Origin of the sequence: Pedobacter sp. CG_S7 (genome assembly GCF_040544395.1) — a bacterium.
Taxonomy (GTDB): Bacteria; Bacteroidota; Bacteroidia; order Sphingobacteriales; family Sphingobacteriaceae; genus Pedobacter.
Window position 1 is genome coordinate 109,675 of the sequence record NZ_JBEONS010000004.1, and the last position, 16,353, is coordinate 126,027.

Sequence of the window (16,353 nt, forward strand, 5' to 3'; positions counted from 1 at the left end):
ATAAGGACCATTTATATTTTATGGGAAACAGTAAGAAAATTTTAATAATTGATGATGATAACCGCAATATTTTTGCATTAACTGCGGTATTAAAAGCCAGGGGGTATCAATGTTTGTCGGCACAAATTGCCGAAGAAGGTATTCAATTGTTGACTCAGCATCCAGAAATTTCCGTGGTATTAATGGACATGATGATGCCTGGAATGGATGGTTATCAGGCTATTGCAAAAATGAAAGCGCACCCTAATCTTAAAGAAATACCCGTAATAGCAGTAACGGCGCAGGCAATGGTGGGCGATCGGGAAAGATGCCTCAATGCAGGTGCAGTGGCTTATGTTTCAAAACCTATCAATGTAGAAAAGCTCACAGAATTACTTTCACAATTTATATAACAGAAACATTTGGAGTCGCCGGTAGTTAGTGATGAGCAGATTGAGGTTTTATTATCACATATATTAGAAAACTATGGATATGATTTTACAGGGTATTCCAGAGCTTCCATAAAACGACGGATTATCCGCTTGTATTCCCTAGATAAAATCCTTGGTTTTACAGAGTTTAGGTTTAAAATAATGAATGATAGCATTTATTTTAAGCGGTTTGTTGAGCAGGTTACTGTTAATGTAACAGAAATGTTTAGAGATCCTACCTTCTTTAAAACTTTAAGGGAGGAAGTTTTACCTCGTTTAGGCACTTATCCTTTTATTAGGATATGGGTAGCTGGTTGTTCAACAGGTGAGGAGGCCTATTCTATCAGCATTCTATTGAAAGAGCTTAATTTGTTGCACAAATCATTAATTTATGCAACAGATTTAAATCCTTCAGTGTTAGAAAAAGCTAATTTAGGAATGTTTCCAATGAGTTATATGAAGCAATATTCCGAGAACTATATATCCTCGGGCGGTAACAACGATTTTTCAAGTTATTATACGGCTAAATATTCTTTAGCTAAATTTGATGATGAGCTCAGGGATAAGATGATTTTTTCTACGCACAACCTGGTTTCAGATTATTCTTTCAATTCGTTCCAGTTAGTTTTATGTAGAAATGTGCTCATCTATTTTGATCGCGAGCTGCAGCATAAAGTGTTGGAATTGTTTGATACAAGTTTAGAAGATCTTGGTTACCTGGCATTGGGCAGTAAAGAAACGATAGATTTTTCGCAAATTTCAAAAAAGTATAAAAGGTTACAGCACGAGAAGGTTTGGCGTAAAGTTAATTAACATGGTGAATTGTGAAGCATTAATCATTGGTGGTTCAGCGGGCAGTTTAGATGTGTTGCTCAAAGTATTACCTGCTATCGATAGCCAAATTAAATTCCCGATTATTATCGTCATCCACCGTAAAAATGGCACGGAGTCATTACTTCCCGAGCTGCTTTCGGGGCACACCAGGTTAACGGTTAAGGAAGCAGAAGAAAAAGAAGCGCTTTTACCAGGAACAATCTATATTGCGCCATCAGATTATCATTTACTTTTAGAGCTTAACCATACTTTTTCATTGGATTATTCAGAAAAAATAAACTTTTCAAGGCCAGCAATTGATCCAACCTTTCAAACAGGAGCAGAAGTTTTTAAAGATAAATTGGTTTGTTTATTGTTGTCTGGCTCCAATGCTGATGGGGTAAATGGTTTAAAAACAGCCAAGAATTGGGGCGGGAGGGTCATTATTCAAAACCCGGAAACCGCTCAGGTTGCCTTTATGCCGGAACAGGCAAAACTGCAGGTTGACACTGATTTTATTTTAAATGCGGAAGATATGGCAGAATTCATAAATTTGTTGTCCAAACCCGAATCAAATGGCTTCAGTTAAGAAAGTTTTTATTTTTGATGACAATACCGATATACTCGAATTATGCACCATCATTTTAGAGGATGCGGGTTATGAAATAAAAACTTCTTCTACTTCAAATGACATCATTAGTCAGGTGAATGCCTATACACCTGATATTATTTTCATGGACAATTGGCTGCCTGATGTTGGCGGTGTAGATGCCACCAGGGCACTTAAAAATGATGTCGATTTAAAACATATTCCTGTGATCTACTTTTCTGCCAACAACGATGTACAGTCATTGGCAGAGCAGGCAGGTGCAGACGGTTATCTGTCCAAGCCCTTTGATATTTTTGAACTGGAAGATATTGTAAGCAAGCATTTAATTTAATTTTAGGCTGTTTATTTTACCCCTAATACATCCACACCTTGTTCAAAAACGATGTCGACAGGAATTCCTATTTTTCCTAACCTATCCAAATCTTTTTGAAGCTCAGCAGGAATGATCGCATTTTCTTTTTGTAATTTAACAACTGCATTATAATCACCGTTGCCTTGCAGCGTAATAATTAATTTACTCAGCTCGTTCATGGCTACAGCAAATTTGTCAAAATTTACCTGATAAGTTCCGTTAGCAGTTCTAATAAATGCACCCTTTTCCTTAAAAAAGTTAAAACACTGCATGTTAGCTTTACCATGTACACTGGAAGCGCCAAACCTCACCGAGCGTAAGATGCCTGCCATAAAAGTGGTGTAATAATCTTTCAAATTACCGGTAAGTTCTCCTTTTTTATGTAAACCAGTAACCATATAAAGGCCTAATATATCGGCTTTGCCCTCTTCAAGCCATGAATACTGCTCTTTTAACGCTTCTTTAACAAATCCTTTTCCAGTAATGGTTTTTTTAATGCCTAAACCATGTGCCACTTCATGAAACATTACATTAGAGAAAAAAGCATCAAATTTAACATATTGCTGCTGGTCTTTATCTATCAGTACCATTGCAATTGGCAGGAGAATTTTATCGAACTTAGCTTTCATAGCATTTTTAAGCTGAGAGCGGCGTGTACCTTTTTTCTGTTGGATCAGCTCATCATTAGGTAAGTTAACGGCGATGGTTTTAGACCCAGCATTACAATCGCCAGCATAATAAACCACGTCATAAGCATTCAGCTCGCTGTCTGTGCCCGGTTTTTCGGTTTTGTATTTAGCGGCAACGGGCAGGCCCTTTTGCAATGCAGGTAGCAAAGTTACATACTTGGCCAGGCGTTTGCTCCAAGCCTTGTCTTTAACCAGCACATAAGCCTCGTAAGAAGTCCTGGCGTTAAACAACTTGTCTTCATAGTTCTCTATTGGACCAATAATAATATCAAGGCCATTGTTTTTCATATCCAGCCAAGCATAATCGCTGGCCATGTAGTTATCTGTAACCAGGGCATCAGAGCGTAAGTTTAAATATTTTTTAAAAGCAGGGTCTTCGGCAAGTAGTGCTGCTTGCTTGAGTAAGCTAGAAGCTTTTTGTAATTCTGAGGCATAAAGTACATGGTATGGAACAAGGCTTAACTTACCTGTAGAATCTCTTTTCACTATACTATAGGCATTATACTTGTCTTTTAAGGGCGACTTTTCAAGCTCTTCCTTTGTCATATCCAGCGGATAGAATGCTGCACCATCAGGTTTAGACGCTGTTCCTGCAACAAAAGGCTTATCACCATTTAGGCGGTCCCAGGGGCCATAATTTATTCTCACAAAAGATTTTGTTTTTTCATCTTTCAGCGTATTTAGCAGGCTATCACGCTGCGGATAAGTTTGTTTCCAAAACAATTCATCCATAATTTGTGCTGCCTGTATCAAAAGCGGTAGAATTTTACGATCATTAACGCTCAGCTCATTTAAATTAGTGGTTAACTTTACGCTTTCATAAATATTAATTCTATCGTTCACATAATCATTCAGGCTATCTTTAAAAAGCTTTGTGTTTTCTGTAAATACTGTTTTTTTTTCATCATTGCCTCCGCAAGAAGCTACTCCTGCCAGCATTACGCAGCCAAAAAATAATTGTACTGCTGTAGATATGTTTTTCATTGAATAATAGTTTAGTTGTCCTTCTCTGCAGAATTTTATTCTTTTTCAGTGAATGGACGCAACTAAAATAGTAAAAAAAAATACGGCATACCTAAAGTTTCCAGTATTTTGGGTTCAAATATATAAATATTGGTTAATTTCACATTTTGATATGGAATATATGATGGTACAAAAAAATTCAACTTTAAAGGTTTTATTATATGGTGTTTTAGCGCTCACTTTTTGTGGATGTACAACTTCTAAATATGCCGCTACAAATAAAGTATATAAAGAGCAGACAAAATCTTTTGCCACTGTTATACAGTCAATGCCTCCGGTAAATCAAAAGATAGATTCACTTGATCAGAATTTGCAGTCTTTTGTTGGCACCGTTAATTTTGGTATCCGTAAGCCAAATTTTGTCATCATACACCATACCGCACAGAACTCCTTAGACCAGACCATCAAAACTTTTATTTTAACCAGAACGCAAGTAAGCGCACACTACGTCGTTAGCCGCGATGGTAAAGTGGTTCAAATGTTAAACGATTATTTAAGAGCAAATCATGCCGGTATTGGCCGATGGGGGAATGATACCGATTTGAATTCTTCTTCGATTGGTATTGAATTGGATAACAATGGCAACGAACCTTTCTCAGCTGCCCAGATTAATAGTTTGTGTGCCTTACTCGGCACTTTAAAGAAAAAATACAACATCCCTAAGGCTAATTTTATAGGCCATGCCGATATAGCACCTACCCGTAAGCCAGATCCGAGCAATTTTCCATGGAAAGTTCTGGCTGCTAAGGGTTATGGCTTGTGGTATGATGACGTGTTAATGATGCCTCCCGCTGATTTTAATTCTACGTTTGCCTTGCGGATTATTGGATATGACATCAGTAATTTAGGTGCAGCAATAACCGCTTTTAAGAGACACTTCGTTCAAATTGATATTACACCTCAGCTAACACTTGCTGATAAGTTGATCCTTTACAATTTGTACACTAAATATTTGTAATTAAAAGTGCCCGTCTTATTTCTTATGCAGACGGGCTTTTTTGTGCCCCGATTTTCCGTTTAGCTATCGGTTGCTAATGCTGGATTATTTACTTATCCTTGGTAGGTGGTTGGTAGGTCATTTTGACCTAGAAAGGACCTGCCAACGACCTGGCAAAACCTATTCAAATATCAGCCTTGAACGATACAGAAAAACTTGAATATGGTGGAGTGGCGAAAAAAATAGGGCACAAAAAAAACTGGCTGCTCATTGATAAAATGAGCAGCCAGTTTTTTTGTGCTATTTCTTTCCTTTTGCCCAGGCATCTTTCAGCCCTACGGTTCTGTTAAAGACCAAATGTTCAGTGGTTGAATCTTTATCCAGGCTATAATAACCCTTACGAATAAACTGATACCTTTCTGTTGCCAGTGCATTGGCAAGGAAGGGCTCTATATAAGCTTCTTTAATGATTTGCATGCTGTCAGGGTTCAGGTAATCCTTAAAATCACCTTCTTCACTGTCTGGCGCTTCAACACTAAACAAGCGGTCGTAGCTTCTAATTTCAGCTGTTTTAGCATGTGCCTTACTCACCCAGTGTATAGTTCCTTTAACGTTTACGCCGCTGGTATCCTCACCACTTTTCGAGTCTGGAAGGTAAGAACAATGAATTTCAGTAACATTACCATTTTCATCTTTAACAAAATCTTCACATTTTACAATGTAAGCATGCTTTAAACGTACCACAGCACCTGGGGCTAGTCTAAACCATTTTTTTGCAGGTACTTCCATGAAATCCTCGCGTTCAATCCAAAGTTCGTTACTGAAAGGTATTTCCCTGCTTCCGCCTTTATCTTCGGCCTCAGGGTTGTTTTCTCCTATTAACAGCTCTGTTTGACCTGTAGGGTAATTGGTGATGACCATTTTAATAGGATCAAGCACTGCCATTACCCTATTGGCAATTTTATTCAGGTGCTCGCGAACGCAAAATTCTAAAAGACTGAGTTCAATGAGGTTTTCTCTTTTCGCAATACCGATTCTTTCGCAAAACTCACGAATACTTTCGGGCGTGTAACCCCGTCTTCTTAATCCGCTGATGGTAGGCATGCGTGGATCATCCCAGGATGCAACAATTCCTTCATTTACCAAATGCAGCAGTTTACGTTTACTCATCACCGTATAGGTCAGGTTTAAACGGGCAAATTCATATTGTTGTGAAGGATATATTTCTAATTTCTCAATAAACCAATTATATAATTCGCGGTGAGAAACGTATTCTAACGTACAAATGGAATGTGTAATTTGTTCAATGCTGTCGCTTTCACCGTGGGCAAAATCATACATTGGGTAAATACACCATTTATTTCCTGTGCGGTGATGTTCGGCATGCTTAATCCTGTAAATAATTGGATCGCGCATAATCATGTTCGGACTGTCCATATCTGCTTTTGCACGCAAAATGCAGTCACCGTCTTCAAATTCGCCATTTTTCATGCGGTTAAAAAGATCCAGGTTTTCTGCTATAGTACGCGAGCGGAAAGGGCTGTCTTTTCCTGGTTCTGTTGGTGTTCCTTTCAGTGCCGCAATTTCTTCGGCTGTGCTGTGGTCAACATAGGCCAGGCCTTTATTGATTAGCGTTATAGCAAAATCAAAAAGAGTGTCAAAATAATCAGAGGTATATAACTCATGTTTCCATTCAAAACCAAGCCATTTGATGTCAGCCTGTTGACTGTCAACGTATTCAGTTTTCTCGGTTACCGGGTTAGTATCATCAAATCTCAGGTTGGTATAACCACCATATTTTTGAGTTAGCCCAAAGTTCAGGCATATAGCCTTTGCATGGCCAATATGCAGGTAGCCGTTGGGTTCGGGTGGAAAACGTGTAATTAAAGTTTTATATTTTCCGCTGTTTAAATCGTTTTCAATGATCTCCTCAATAAAGTTCAATGATCTTTCCTCACTCATAAAAACTGTAAATTTAGTCGTCAAAGTTAACATAAAACCGCTAATTTACTTACTTTTACTGATTACAATTACCATATTTATGAGCAATACATTTAACCGGCCTATACGTGTTTTAGTGGCCAAGGTAGGACTTGATGGACATGACCGGGGGGCAAAAGTTATAGCTACTTCTTTAAGGGATGCTGGCATGGAAGTGATTTATACCGGCTTACGACAAACGCCAGAAATGGTTGTCAACACTGCGTTACAGGAAGATGTTGATGCCATTGGGATCTCCATTTTATCGGGAGCCCACATGACTGTGTTTCCAAAAATCATTGAAATCATGAAACAAAAGGGCTTAAGTAATGTGTTGTTAACCGGTGGTGGCATTATTCCTGATGGAGACATTGTAAAATTGAAGGAAATAGGGGTTGGTGAATTATTTGCTCCAGGAACCACCATGATTACTATTGTGGATTATATAAAAAATTGGAGTATTAACCATAGAAATTTTTAAAGAATGACTTATAATCATATCATATTCGAAGTAAAAGACCAGATATTACATTTGACCATAAACCGGGAGCAAAAATTAAATGCGTTGAATAAAGCTTTATTGGCAGAATTAGCTGATGCCATCAGTTTTGCAAGTACCAATGCTGATGTACGCGGTATTTTGTTAACCGGGGCTGGAGAAAAAGCTTTTGTAGCAGGAGCTGACATTTCTGAATTTTCCAGCTTTAATGCCGAACAAGGTGAAAATCTGGCGCAGAATGGACAAACAACAGTCTTTGATGCATTGGAAAATTGTCCTAAACCTGTTGTGGCTGCCATTAATGGTTTTGCACTAGGTGGAGGATTGGAATTGGCGATGGCTTGCCATATCCGTGTGGCATCTGTTAACGCCAGACTTGGCTTACCTGAGGTTTCTTTAGGGTTGATTCCTGGTTATGGCGGAACTCAGAGGCTTACCCGCCTGGTTGGCAAAGGGCATGCGTTTGAATTGATTGTTACAGCAGACATGATTTCTGCGGAAAGAGCTAAAGAAATTGGGCTGGTTAATCATGTTGTAGCGGCTGCAGATTTATCGGCTAAAGCACTTGAAATTTTAAATAAAATAAAATTAAGGGCTCCACTTGCTGTTGCAAGCGCAATTGTTGCCGTAAATTCTGCCTTAGATTCAAAAGTTAATGGTTTTGAAGTAGAAGTAAAGGAGTTTGGGAAATGTTTTAATACATCGGACTTTAAAGAAGGTGTTTCGGCATTTTTGGAAAAGAGAAAACCTGTTTTTACAGGCAAATAAACAAATAGCAGGCGGTAAAGGGCCTGAAATGCAGGTTAAGTTGTAGAAAATATTTCCCAATTAAATATTATTTCTATATTTAACTTCCGGTAGAAAAGATATTGATTAGGGTTGTTGTATGAAAAATATACTAATTGTTGATGATGAGTTGAATATTGGTCTTTTACTGTCCAAATTTTTAACGAAGAATGGTTACAAAGTAAAAACGGTAACCACCGGCGTTAAAGCGATAGATTGCTTATCGAAAGAATTTTTTGACCTCGTTTTATGTGATTATAGGTTAGAGGATACTGATGGAAAAGAGATTTTGATTAAGATAAGGGAAAACTATCCAAAAACGGGTGTGATTATTATCACTGGCTATTCAGATATTAAACTGGCGGTAGAACTCATCAAATTGGGTGCTCATGATTACATTACCAAACCACTTTATCCTGATGAAATATTAAATACTATTAATAAGGCTATTGAAATCCAAAATGTCTTAAATGATAACCATACAAGTGTAGTTCACCAGAAAGACAATACAAACAATCTGGTTTATATTGCCGACAATAATTTCATCATCGGTGAGAGTATTGCATCTAAAGATTTGTTAAAGCAAATCATGCTGGTTGCACCTACAAATTACAGTGTAATTCTTACGGGAGAAAGTGGAACGGGAAAAGAATCTGTTGCAAAGGCTATACATTTGAACAGTCCGAGAAAAGACCATCCTTTCGTTGCCATGGACTGTGGGTCGTTAACAAAGGAACTTGCAGGAACAGAGTTCTTCGGGCATGAAAAAGGGGCTTTTACGGGGGCTATGTATACTAAAATAGGTCATTTTGAGCTAGCAAATGGTGGAACCTTATTTCTGGATGAAGTAGGAAATTTATCTTATGAAATACAGGCAGCGCTTTTACGTACCGTTCAGGAGCGTAAAGTGAAAAGGCTTGGTAGTACCAAAGAGATTGTTCTGGATGTTAGAATTATTGTGGCTACAAACGAAAACCTGGTTATTGCGATGCAAAATGGCAGGTTCAGGGAGGATTTATATCACCGCTTTAATGAGTTTTCCATCAATTTACCTTCCCTCAGTGCACGCGGTGAAGATATCATGGTTTTTGCAATGACATTTCTTAATTTAGCTAATGCAGAGCTGAATAAAAATATACAGGGTTTTTCGAAGGAGGTAGAAGCTTGCTTTTTAACTTATAACTGGCCTGGAAACGTTCGTGAGTTGAAGAACGTGGTGAGACGGGCTACACTGCTTACTGAAGGTCAGGTTATACAATTAAAGGCTTTGCCACTTGAGATTTCAACCTATGCCAAAAAATCAGTATTGGATTTTTCAGAACAACGCCAGCAAAAACCTAGAGATTTAAAGAATACAGCTATGGATGCTGAATATGAAGCTATTATAAAGGTGTTGCAAGAGGTTAATTATAATAAAACTAAAGCTGCAAAAATTTTGAACATCGATAGAAAAACGCTTTACAATAAAATGAAAGCAGTTAATTTAGACACTTAATTAAATTCATCATGTCTCTATTATCTTACAAGCAACGCAACAATATCAACCTGATTATTATTGTTGCACTGGGCTGTTTGATTGCATATTCTTTACATGGTATTTTCGGCTCGATATTAAGTACCCTGGTGCTCTACACTATCTTGAGGCCCAGCTATCTCTATTTAGTAGAGGTGAAGCATTGGAACCGGAAGGTGACTGCAATATTATTGTTATTAACCTCCATTGTGCTTATTGTATTGCCTTTCTATGGTTTGAGCAGTATGGTACTCACTAAAATTGATGAGTTGCAAAATGACCATATTTATTATAAAAATATTTTATTTAAATTAAAACACCTGGTACCTGTGGGCTCTGATGTACAACGGTTGATAGAGGAAGGGCTGAGTAAAATGGGGGTATGGGTAACGGAACTATTCCCATCGTTAATTTCCGGTGCTTTCAACATTGTTTTTGGCCTTATGCTAATGTATTTTTTATTATACTTTATGTTGGTAGAAAATGAAACACTGGAGAAAGCGTTGGTTAAATATGTGCCTTTACGGGAACAAAATGCTTATCGGTTTGCCGAAGAAATGCGGAACACCACTTATGCCAATGTGGTAGGTCAGGGGTTAATTTCTTTGGTACAAGGGGCATTACTTAGCCTATCATTTTTTGCACTGGGCTACAATGATCCACTTTTTTGGGGTGTAATTACCGCTTTTATTAGCTTTGTACCAGTTTTAGGTCCTCCAATAATATTTATACCGGCAGCACTGCTTCAAATTGCCAATGGACAAGCTTTTGCAGGCTGGGCCATGCTGGCTGTAGGTTTTGTAGTGATTATAAATATAGACAATGTATTGCGTTTTATGATTGCCAAAAAAGTTGGTAATATTCATCCTATAATTACTGTAATTGGCGTAGTTATTGGTATACCATTATTTGGAATATTAGGCTTAGTTTTTGGCCCGTTGCTCTTGTCTTATTTCATTTTATTGATCAAAATATATGAAACGAGTGCAATGGCTTCGGAAAGATTAGAAAGAATTAAAACAATTCCTACTGGAGAAGAGTTTTAGTTACAGGGAAGGCATTGTTTTAATCTCTTTTATTTTAATGTTTTATTAAAAATTTAAATGTTATGAATGATAATTCGAAAGTTTTAATTGGGCTATTGGCCGGTTTAGCTGCTGGCGCGGCGTTAGGTTTGTTGTTCGCACCAGAAAAAGGAACGGACACCCGTGACAGGTTAAGTCAATCTATAAAAGACCTTAGTGATTCTTTAAAAGATAAAGCTGCCGATGAAATCAATAACCTCGCCAACTTAAAAGACAAGGTTGTAAGTTCAGTTAAAAGTAAAATGAGCCATGAAGAAGAATATATAGATGAAACTGAACATGCTTAATATACAAGCCTAACCTCAACTACAATGCAAGACAATAAAGAAAAAAACATTGAAGACATCCTTTCAGATGCCAAAGATTATATAGAAACGCGTATTGAATATGCCCGGCTTAGTATGGTTGAAAAAGCATCAAAAATATTTGCTGATTTGTTAACCAGTGCAACAGTTATGATCTGTTTTATGTTGGCTTTTTTATTTGGATCAGTTACCCTTGCGTTGTTTTTATCTGATGTTTTGGGAAGTTTTTCCAGGGGCTTTGGGTGTGTGTCTTTAATTTATTTGATCTTCGCTATTGTGGTTTATTTAACTAAAGATAAATATATCGAAAAGGCCATTGTTAATATGGCTATAAGGAAATATTTCGATAAACTAGCAGATAAAGAAGATGAAGAAAAGATATAACATTCAAAATATGGAAGATCTTCATGCACAGATTCTCGTGCTGAAATCTGATTATGTGGTGCAAGGCGACCAATTAAAAGTTAATGTTAAAGGCTATATAAAGCAATTTACTATAGGAAGCCTGATTAAAAAATACGCTACACCATCTGCTTTTTTAAAGATAGATGATAAACTTAATATTAGCAGTAAACTGATGTCTCTTGTGTTGCCATTGCTGATGAACAGTACCATTTTTAGGGGTTCTGGTTTCATGACTAAGGCACTGATTGGTTTAGCCACCAGTAAAATGGGGAAAACGCTGGATGCAGAGCATCTTTCTGCAATTTTTAATTCAGTAAAATCCTGGTTTAATAAACCAAAGGAGCCTACTAAAAAAGGAATGCAAATTGATTATGGCATACCGCCGGATAGTGAAACTTATTAAATTTCAATAAATAGAAAAAAGCCTGTATCATCATGATTGCAGGTTTTTTTGTTTAAATGCATTTTTCTTTAATGTTGAGTTAGAGAGGATAGTTGGAAATCTGACTTCTTTTTCTGTAATCGGTCGGTTTTAGGCCAGTTTTTTCCTTAAATATTTTAGAGAAATAAAAACTGGAGTCAAAATTCAGTTCTATAAATATTTCTTTAATGGGTGCATTGCTGGAGCATAACATTTCCTTTGCTTTTTCTATTTTAAGTTGCAGGTAGTATTGACCAGGTGACAACCCCGTAAAATCCTTAAATGACTTACGGAACCAGGAATAGCCGACATTCAACTCCTGTGCAGCCTGCTGTGGCGAATAAGTATTATTAATGTTCGAGCGGAATAACAGTTTGGATTGATCTATAATTGTTTCTTCCTTTTTATTTTCAGTGGTGCTTTGTTTCATAATGGCATGACAGGCTCCGATTAGGTGCAGAACTGCACCAGAAACCAGGGGCTGATAGCCGGGTTTTTCTTTTTTTGTTGTTTCAATGATAGAGTTGTAAAGATTAAAAATACTTTCATTGAAACCAATAAACAGACAAGGCTTTTTAGGGTTTAGGTAAGATGAAAGGACCAGGTTATCAATTATATCTCCTTTCAAACCGACCCAAAATTCATCCCAACCGGTATTGTTATCAGGCTTATAACGATGCCTTTCATTAGGAAACAATACGATTATAGTGCCGGCCTTTACCTGAGTCTGTTTAAAACTTGCAGATTCAAAGGTTCCCTGGCCGTTTGTGATATAAATAATCTGGTATTCCTGTAGTATCCTCCAGCTGCTCCAATCGAAATTGTGATGTGCAGGATGGTTTTTTAAAGGATAGCTATTTGTGGCCTCTATATGTGTACAGCCGGTATTCAGCACTGTTAGACCCCAATTTTCATCTTCTTTACTTACTGGAAGGTATTTGTAAAAATTAATCATTGCTATCACATCTTTAGTGAAATCTTTCAGTAGCGCTATTAGCGGTGCCTGTCTAAAATTCCCGGATTTAATTTGGTTATTATTATCTGTTTAATGAAGATAAAACTAATCATCTGTATAAAAAAACTGGTGTTTATATCAAAAATTATATATGAATTATCAGATTCTTAATTCTCTTGCCGAATTTTCTGATTAAATGCACGTTTCAAAACCTATTAATGGCTTTGAGCATCCAAAAAGCCAACATTTACAAAAATCAAAAACTGTGGTTCATTTATCAAAATGGCTATTTATACGATATAACTATTACGATACTTTTGGATACCAGTGTGAACAGGCTTTGGCTGTAAAAGTTTAATGATCAGTTTTATAATGATCAATTTTTTAGTTGCCTTATGAGGAGTAATACTGAAACCAAATATTATATCTGATAATTTTAAACCTTAATTAATTATGGGAAAAAGAATTTTACCAGTTGTGACGGGCAAAAAAGTCGTAACAATGGCCTTTGCATTGTTATTCTACTTGCACAGCTTTGCACAACCATCAGGCACTATTTCTGGAACACTGACAGATGCTAACAATTCAGCTCCTCTTATAGGGGCCTCAGTATTGGTTGTGGGTTCCAATCTTGTAACACAAACTGATGGAAAAGGCCAGTTTTCAATCAGCGCGACTAAAGGAGCTACGCTTTTATTCCGTTTTATTGGCTATACAGAAAAACGTATTGTAGTAGGAGATCAGAACAAAATCAGTGTACAGCTTGCAGCTTCCGAACAGGCGTTGCAGGAAGTTGTTGTACTCGCTTACGGATCACAACGTAAAGGTGATATTACTGCAGCAGTTTCAGAAATTGACCTGTCTAAGTCCCAGGGCATTCCGGCTTCTAATGTGGGCAGGCTTTTGCAGGGGCAGGCACCTGGCGTAGTAGCTAAACAAACAACCGGAGAACCAGGCCAGGAGTTACAAGTTGAAATTAGGGGTAACAGTTCTCTGGGTGCAACAAGTGATCCTTTGTATGTGGTAGATGGTTTCCCAGTAGGAACAAGTGTAGGTACGGCTTTGAATTCAAATGATATTGAGAGTATTACAGTGCTGAAAGATGCAGCGTCCACTTCAGTATATGGATCTAGAGGAGCCAATGGTGTTGTATTAATAACCACCAAAAGCGGTAAAAAGGAAGGGGCAAAATTGACAGTAAGTTCCAACAATGGTTTTGCAAATGTGCCAGACTCCAGGCGGGTTAAAATGTTAGATGGACCACAGTTTGCAAAATTTCAGAAGGAGATATTTTCTGATAAGATCAGGTATTTTCAAAAAAGGGAGCCGTTGCTCTCGGAGATTCCCGGAGATTTCAGAAATCCTGAAGAAACCAAGGTTTCTACGGACTGGTTTGAAGAAATTCTAAATAAAAATGCGCCTTTCAGTGATTATAATATTTCTTTAAGTAATGGATCTGAAAAGACAAGTTCCTATTTGTCTATGGGTTATCTTAGTCAGCTGGGGGCTTTAAAAAACACGGGTTTTAACCGTGTTACTACCAGGGCTAATATTGATGGTAAGCCTAATGATTATATTAAGCTTGGGATGATGCTTTCCGGTGCCTATTCCTGGGCAAAGAACAGTGATGCTATTGCAGGCTCCTATGGTAATAATATTGTAGATCAAGCCTTGTTAATGGATCCAAGAGAGCCTGTTTACAATGAAGACGGCTCTTATAATAATTATATTGGTGGTCATGATAATATTTTTGGATTCCCTAATCCTGTCCAGCGGCTTTATGAAGAGCAGCATAAACAGTATAAAGGTAGCCTGATGGCTAACAGTTATATAGAAATCACACCATTTAAGGATCTTTCTTTCAGAACCAACCTGAATGGTAAAATGGAAAATATCCGGAATCATGATTTTACTCCATCAGGAATTGCCGGTTTTAACAATGCACCACCACGTATGGCAAGCGGAAACGAAGCGTTTTATAATTACCTCAATTATGGAATGGATAACCTGTTAACTTACGCGCCTAAATTCAGAGATCATAAGCTGGAAATGACCGTAGGGCATGTTTTTCAGAAGAATACCGTCAATACAGGAAATGCATCTGGAACGAATTTTCCTGATGATCTGGTTGAATATGTTTCGGCCGCAAATCAACGTGATGGTAGTTCAGGAATGGCTGCCTTTACAATTGAAAGCTATTTATCCAGGGTAAACTATTCCTACAAAGGGAAATATCTCATTACTGCTGCATTTAACAGAGAGGCAAGTTCCCGCTTCGGCAGTAAAAACCGCTGGGGCAGTTTTCCTTCAGCATCTGTTGGCTGGCGCTTGTCGCAGGAAAACTTCTTTCCAAAGCTGAACTGGGTTGATGATATGAAATTGAGGGCCAGTTATGGTATTACCGGGAACAATAATATTGGTAATTATACACCACAGGCCAATATCAATAACTCTAATTATGTCTTTGGAAGTGCAGTTGTTCCTGGTGCTACAATTGGTTCCTTTCCAAATGAGTATTTAGGTTGGGAGCAATCCAGACAATTGGATATTGGCATGGATCTGAGCTTGTTGAAGAACAAAATCAGCATTACAGCAGAATACTACCGAAAATTAACTACCAATATGTTGCTGAATGTAGAAGTTCCGGCTGTTGCAGGTTTCAGTAATATCATTACCAATATTGGCAAGTTGCAGAATAAGGGGGTAGAACTTGGTGTAAATTATAGAGACAGGTTTAACCAGGTTACTTTTAGTACAGGTTTTAATATCTCCTTTAACAGGAATAAAGTCCTTTCCATTGACGGTGACCGCAACTCGTTGTTAACAGGGGCATTCTATGATGGATATAATATTACACAGGTAGGTAAACCAGTTGGCCTTTTCTATGGCTACAAAGTTCTCGGTATTTATCAAAATCAAGCAGAGATTGATGACAGTCCGCATAATCCGAACCATATTCCGGGAACATACCAGTATTTGGATGGTAATGGCGATGGCGTTATTTCTTATGATATGGAAGATATGGTGGTCATCGGTAATCCTAATCCGAAATTTACCTGGGGCTGGAATTGGAATATTGGTTTTAAGCGCTTTGATCTGAGTGTGTTACTTAATGGATCGTATGGTGGCGATATTTATAGGGCAATTGAAATGAACCTGGCCAATATTGATGGCGTATTTAATGTGCTTTCAGAAGTACAAAACCGCTGGAGATCTGAACAAAATCCTGGGGCTGGTAAACAGGCCGGATCAAATACTTATTATTTTACAAGAGAGTCCAACTCCAGGTATGTGTATGACGGAACTTATGCCTGGGTAAAGAATATGACCCTGGGGTATACTATCCCCAGGGTAAGGAACCTCTTTGATGCGAAAATCTTTGTTAGTGTAGACAATGCCTTCTTGTTCACTAACTATCCGGGCAATAACCCTGAAGTAAACGGGGCAAGGGCTAATAATGGAAATGATGTGATTAGTCCGGGAAGAGACATGGAAGCTTATCCTGTACCAAGAACGATCTCTATTGGTGCGAGGGTTAACTTTTAAATCAAAACGCTAAACCTTAAAACT

16 protein-coding genes are annotated in these 16,353 nt (G+C 37.8%); 13 read left to right on the top strand and 3 right to left on the bottom strand.

Annotated elements, in window-relative coordinates; genetic code table 11:
• Nucleotides 1-20 precede the first annotated feature (20 nt).
• Genes AAKU52_RS04280 through AAKU52_RS04295 form a run of 4 tightly spaced genes read left to right on the top strand, consistent with a single transcriptional unit; the run spans nucleotide 21 to nucleotide 2,164 of the window.
• Complete coding sequence (locus tag AAKU52_RS04280; RefSeq protein ID WP_354330587.1) at nucleotides 21-392, top strand: response regulator; 372 nt, start codon at nucleotides 21-23, stop codon at nucleotides 390-392.
• A gap of 9 nt (nucleotides 393-401) precedes the next feature.
• Entirely contained in the window at nucleotides 402-1,223 is an 822-nt protein-coding gene (locus tag AAKU52_RS04285) for a CheR family methyltransferase (RefSeq protein WP_354330589.1), read from the top strand.
• Nucleotide 1,224: 1 nt separating this feature from the next.
• Entirely contained in the window at nucleotides 1,225-1,812 is a 588-nt protein-coding gene (locus AAKU52_RS04290; protein WP_354330591.1) for a chemotaxis protein CheB, read from the top strand.
• Nucleotides 1,799-2,164, top strand: a complete 366-nt coding sequence (locus tag AAKU52_RS04295; RefSeq protein ID WP_354330595.1) for a response regulator — start codon at nucleotides 1,799-1,801, stop codon at nucleotides 2,162-2,164. Before AAKU52_RS04290 ends, AAKU52_RS04295 begins: the two co-directional genes overlap by 14 nt.
• 11 nt (nucleotides 2,165-2,175) lie before the next feature.
• Here the strand turns inward: AAKU52_RS04295 and AAKU52_RS04300 are convergent, their stop codons facing one another.
• A complete protein-coding gene (locus tag AAKU52_RS04300; protein WP_354330597.1) occupies nucleotides 2,176-3,858 on the bottom strand; it encodes a DUF8614 domain-containing protein in 1,683 nt (560 codons plus the stop codon).
• Between the two features lie 160 nt (nucleotides 3,859-4,018).
• Between AAKU52_RS04300 and AAKU52_RS04305 the strand changes: the two genes are divergently transcribed.
• Complete coding sequence (locus tag AAKU52_RS04305; RefSeq protein ID WP_354330599.1) at nucleotides 4,019-4,855, top strand: N-acetylmuramoyl-L-alanine amidase; 837 nt, start codon at nucleotides 4,019-4,021, stop codon at nucleotides 4,853-4,855.
• Nucleotides 4,856-5,134: 279 nt separating this feature from the next.
• Here the strand turns inward: AAKU52_RS04305 and AAKU52_RS04310 are convergent, their stop codons facing one another.
• Nucleotides 5,135-6,796, bottom strand: coding sequence for a glutamine--tRNA ligase/YqeY domain fusion protein (locus tag AAKU52_RS04310; RefSeq protein ID WP_354330601.1), 1,662 nt, complete (start codon nucleotides 6,794-6,796; stop codon nucleotides 5,135-5,137).
• 79 nt (nucleotides 6,797-6,875) lie between these two features.
• On the opposite strand from AAKU52_RS04310, the gene AAKU52_RS04315 reads away from it, so the two are divergent.
• From AAKU52_RS04315 to AAKU52_RS04345, 7 genes are all read left to right on the top strand, one after another.
• Nucleotides 6,876-7,295, top strand: coding sequence for a cobalamin B12-binding domain-containing protein (locus AAKU52_RS04315; protein ID WP_354330603.1), 420 nt, complete (start codon nucleotides 6,876-6,878; stop codon nucleotides 7,293-7,295).
• 3 nt (nucleotides 7,296-7,298) lie between these two features.
• Nucleotides 7,299-8,081 carry an enoyl-CoA hydratase/isomerase family protein gene (locus tag AAKU52_RS04320; protein WP_354330605.1) on the top strand — a complete coding sequence of 261 codons (783 nt, stop codon included), beginning with the start codon at nucleotides 7,299-7,301 and terminating at the stop codon, nucleotides 8,079-8,081.
• 118 nt (nucleotides 8,082-8,199) lie between these two features.
• Nucleotides 8,200-9,594: a sigma-54-dependent transcriptional regulator gene (locus AAKU52_RS04325; protein WP_354330607.1), complete on the top strand. Its 1,395-nt coding sequence runs from the start codon at nucleotides 8,200-8,202 to the stop codon at nucleotides 9,592-9,594.
• A gap of 11 nt (nucleotides 9,595-9,605) precedes the next feature.
• Nucleotides 9,606-10,658 (top strand): AI-2E family transporter, encoded by a 1,053-nt coding sequence (locus AAKU52_RS04330; RefSeq protein WP_354330609.1) that lies wholly within the window; start codon nucleotides 9,606-9,608, stop codon nucleotides 10,656-10,658.
• Nucleotides 10,659-10,720: 62 nt separating this feature from the next.
• Nucleotides 10,721-10,984, top strand: a complete 264-nt coding sequence (locus AAKU52_RS04335) for a YtxH domain-containing protein (protein ID WP_354330611.1) — start codon at nucleotides 10,721-10,723, stop codon at nucleotides 10,982-10,984.
• 24 nt (nucleotides 10,985-11,008) lie between these two features.
• Nucleotides 11,009-11,386, top strand: coding sequence for a phage holin family protein (locus AAKU52_RS04340; RefSeq protein ID WP_354330613.1), 378 nt, complete (start codon nucleotides 11,009-11,011; stop codon nucleotides 11,384-11,386).
• Complete coding sequence (locus AAKU52_RS04345) at nucleotides 11,370-11,810, top strand: hypothetical protein (RefSeq protein ID WP_354330615.1); 441 nt, start codon at nucleotides 11,370-11,372, stop codon at nucleotides 11,808-11,810. The genes AAKU52_RS04340 and AAKU52_RS04345 overlap by 17 nt, the downstream gene beginning before the upstream one ends.
• A gap of 79 nt (nucleotides 11,811-11,889) precedes the next feature.
• Here AAKU52_RS04345 and AAKU52_RS04350 read toward each other — a convergent pair whose 3' ends face one another.
• A complete protein-coding gene (locus tag AAKU52_RS04350; protein WP_354330617.1) occupies nucleotides 11,890-12,783 on the bottom strand; it encodes an AraC family transcriptional regulator in 894 nt (297 codons plus the stop codon).
• A 453-nt stretch (nucleotides 12,784-13,236) separates the two neighbouring features.
• Between AAKU52_RS04350 and AAKU52_RS04355 the strand changes: the two genes are divergently transcribed.
• Nucleotides 13,237-16,329 carry a SusC/RagA family TonB-linked outer membrane protein gene (locus AAKU52_RS04355; RefSeq protein WP_354330619.1) on the top strand — a complete coding sequence of 1,031 codons (3,093 nt, stop codon included), beginning with the start codon at nucleotides 13,237-13,239 and terminating at the stop codon, nucleotides 16,327-16,329.
• The last annotated feature ends 24 nt before the right edge of the window (nucleotides 16,330-16,353 follow it).

Bases quoted from the DNA above. Each gene is read 5' to 3' on its own strand.
- AAKU52_RS04280 (WP_354330587.1), top strand. From the start codon at position 21: ATGGGAAACAGTAAGAAAATTTTAATAATTGATGATGATAACCGCAAT.
- AAKU52_RS04290 (WP_354330591.1), top strand. From the start codon at position 1,225: ATGGTGAATTGTGAAGCATTAATCATTGGTGGTTCAGCGGGCAGTTTA.
- AAKU52_RS04295 (WP_354330595.1), top strand. From the start codon at position 1,799: ATGGCTTCAGTTAAGAAAGTTTTTATTTTTGATGACAATACCGATATA.
- AAKU52_RS04300 (WP_354330597.1), bottom strand. From the start codon at position 3,858: ATGAAAAACATATCTACAGCAGTACAATTATTTTTTGGCTGCGTAATG.
- AAKU52_RS04305 (WP_354330599.1), top strand. From the start codon at position 4,019: ATGATGGTACAAAAAAATTCAACTTTAAAGGTTTTATTATATGGTGTT.
- AAKU52_RS04310 (WP_354330601.1), bottom strand. From the start codon at position 6,796: ATGAGTGAGGAAAGATCATTGAACTTTATTGAGGAGATCATTGAAAAC.
- AAKU52_RS04315 (WP_354330603.1), top strand. From the start codon at position 6,876: ATGAGCAATACATTTAACCGGCCTATACGTGTTTTAGTGGCCAAGGTA.
- AAKU52_RS04320 (WP_354330605.1), top strand. From the start codon at position 7,299: ATGACTTATAATCATATCATATTCGAAGTAAAAGACCAGATATTACAT.
- AAKU52_RS04325 (WP_354330607.1), top strand. From the start codon at position 8,200: ATGAAAAATATACTAATTGTTGATGATGAGTTGAATATTGGTCTTTTA.
- AAKU52_RS04330 (WP_354330609.1), top strand. From the start codon at position 9,606: ATGTCTCTATTATCTTACAAGCAACGCAACAATATCAACCTGATTATT.
- AAKU52_RS04335 (WP_354330611.1), top strand. From the start codon at position 10,721: ATGAATGATAATTCGAAAGTTTTAATTGGGCTATTGGCCGGTTTAGCT.
- AAKU52_RS04340 (WP_354330613.1), top strand. From the start codon at position 11,009: ATGCAAGACAATAAAGAAAAAAACATTGAAGACATCCTTTCAGATGCC.
- AAKU52_RS04345 (WP_354330615.1), top strand. From the start codon at position 11,370: ATGAAGAAAAGATATAACATTCAAAATATGGAAGATCTTCATGCACAG.
- AAKU52_RS04350 (WP_354330617.1), bottom strand. From the start codon at position 12,783: ATGATTAATTTTTACAAATACCTTCCAGTAAGTAAAGAAGATGAAAAT.
- AAKU52_RS04355 (WP_354330619.1), top strand. From the start codon at position 13,237: ATGGGAAAAAGAATTTTACCAGTTGTGACGGGCAAAAAAGTCGTAACA.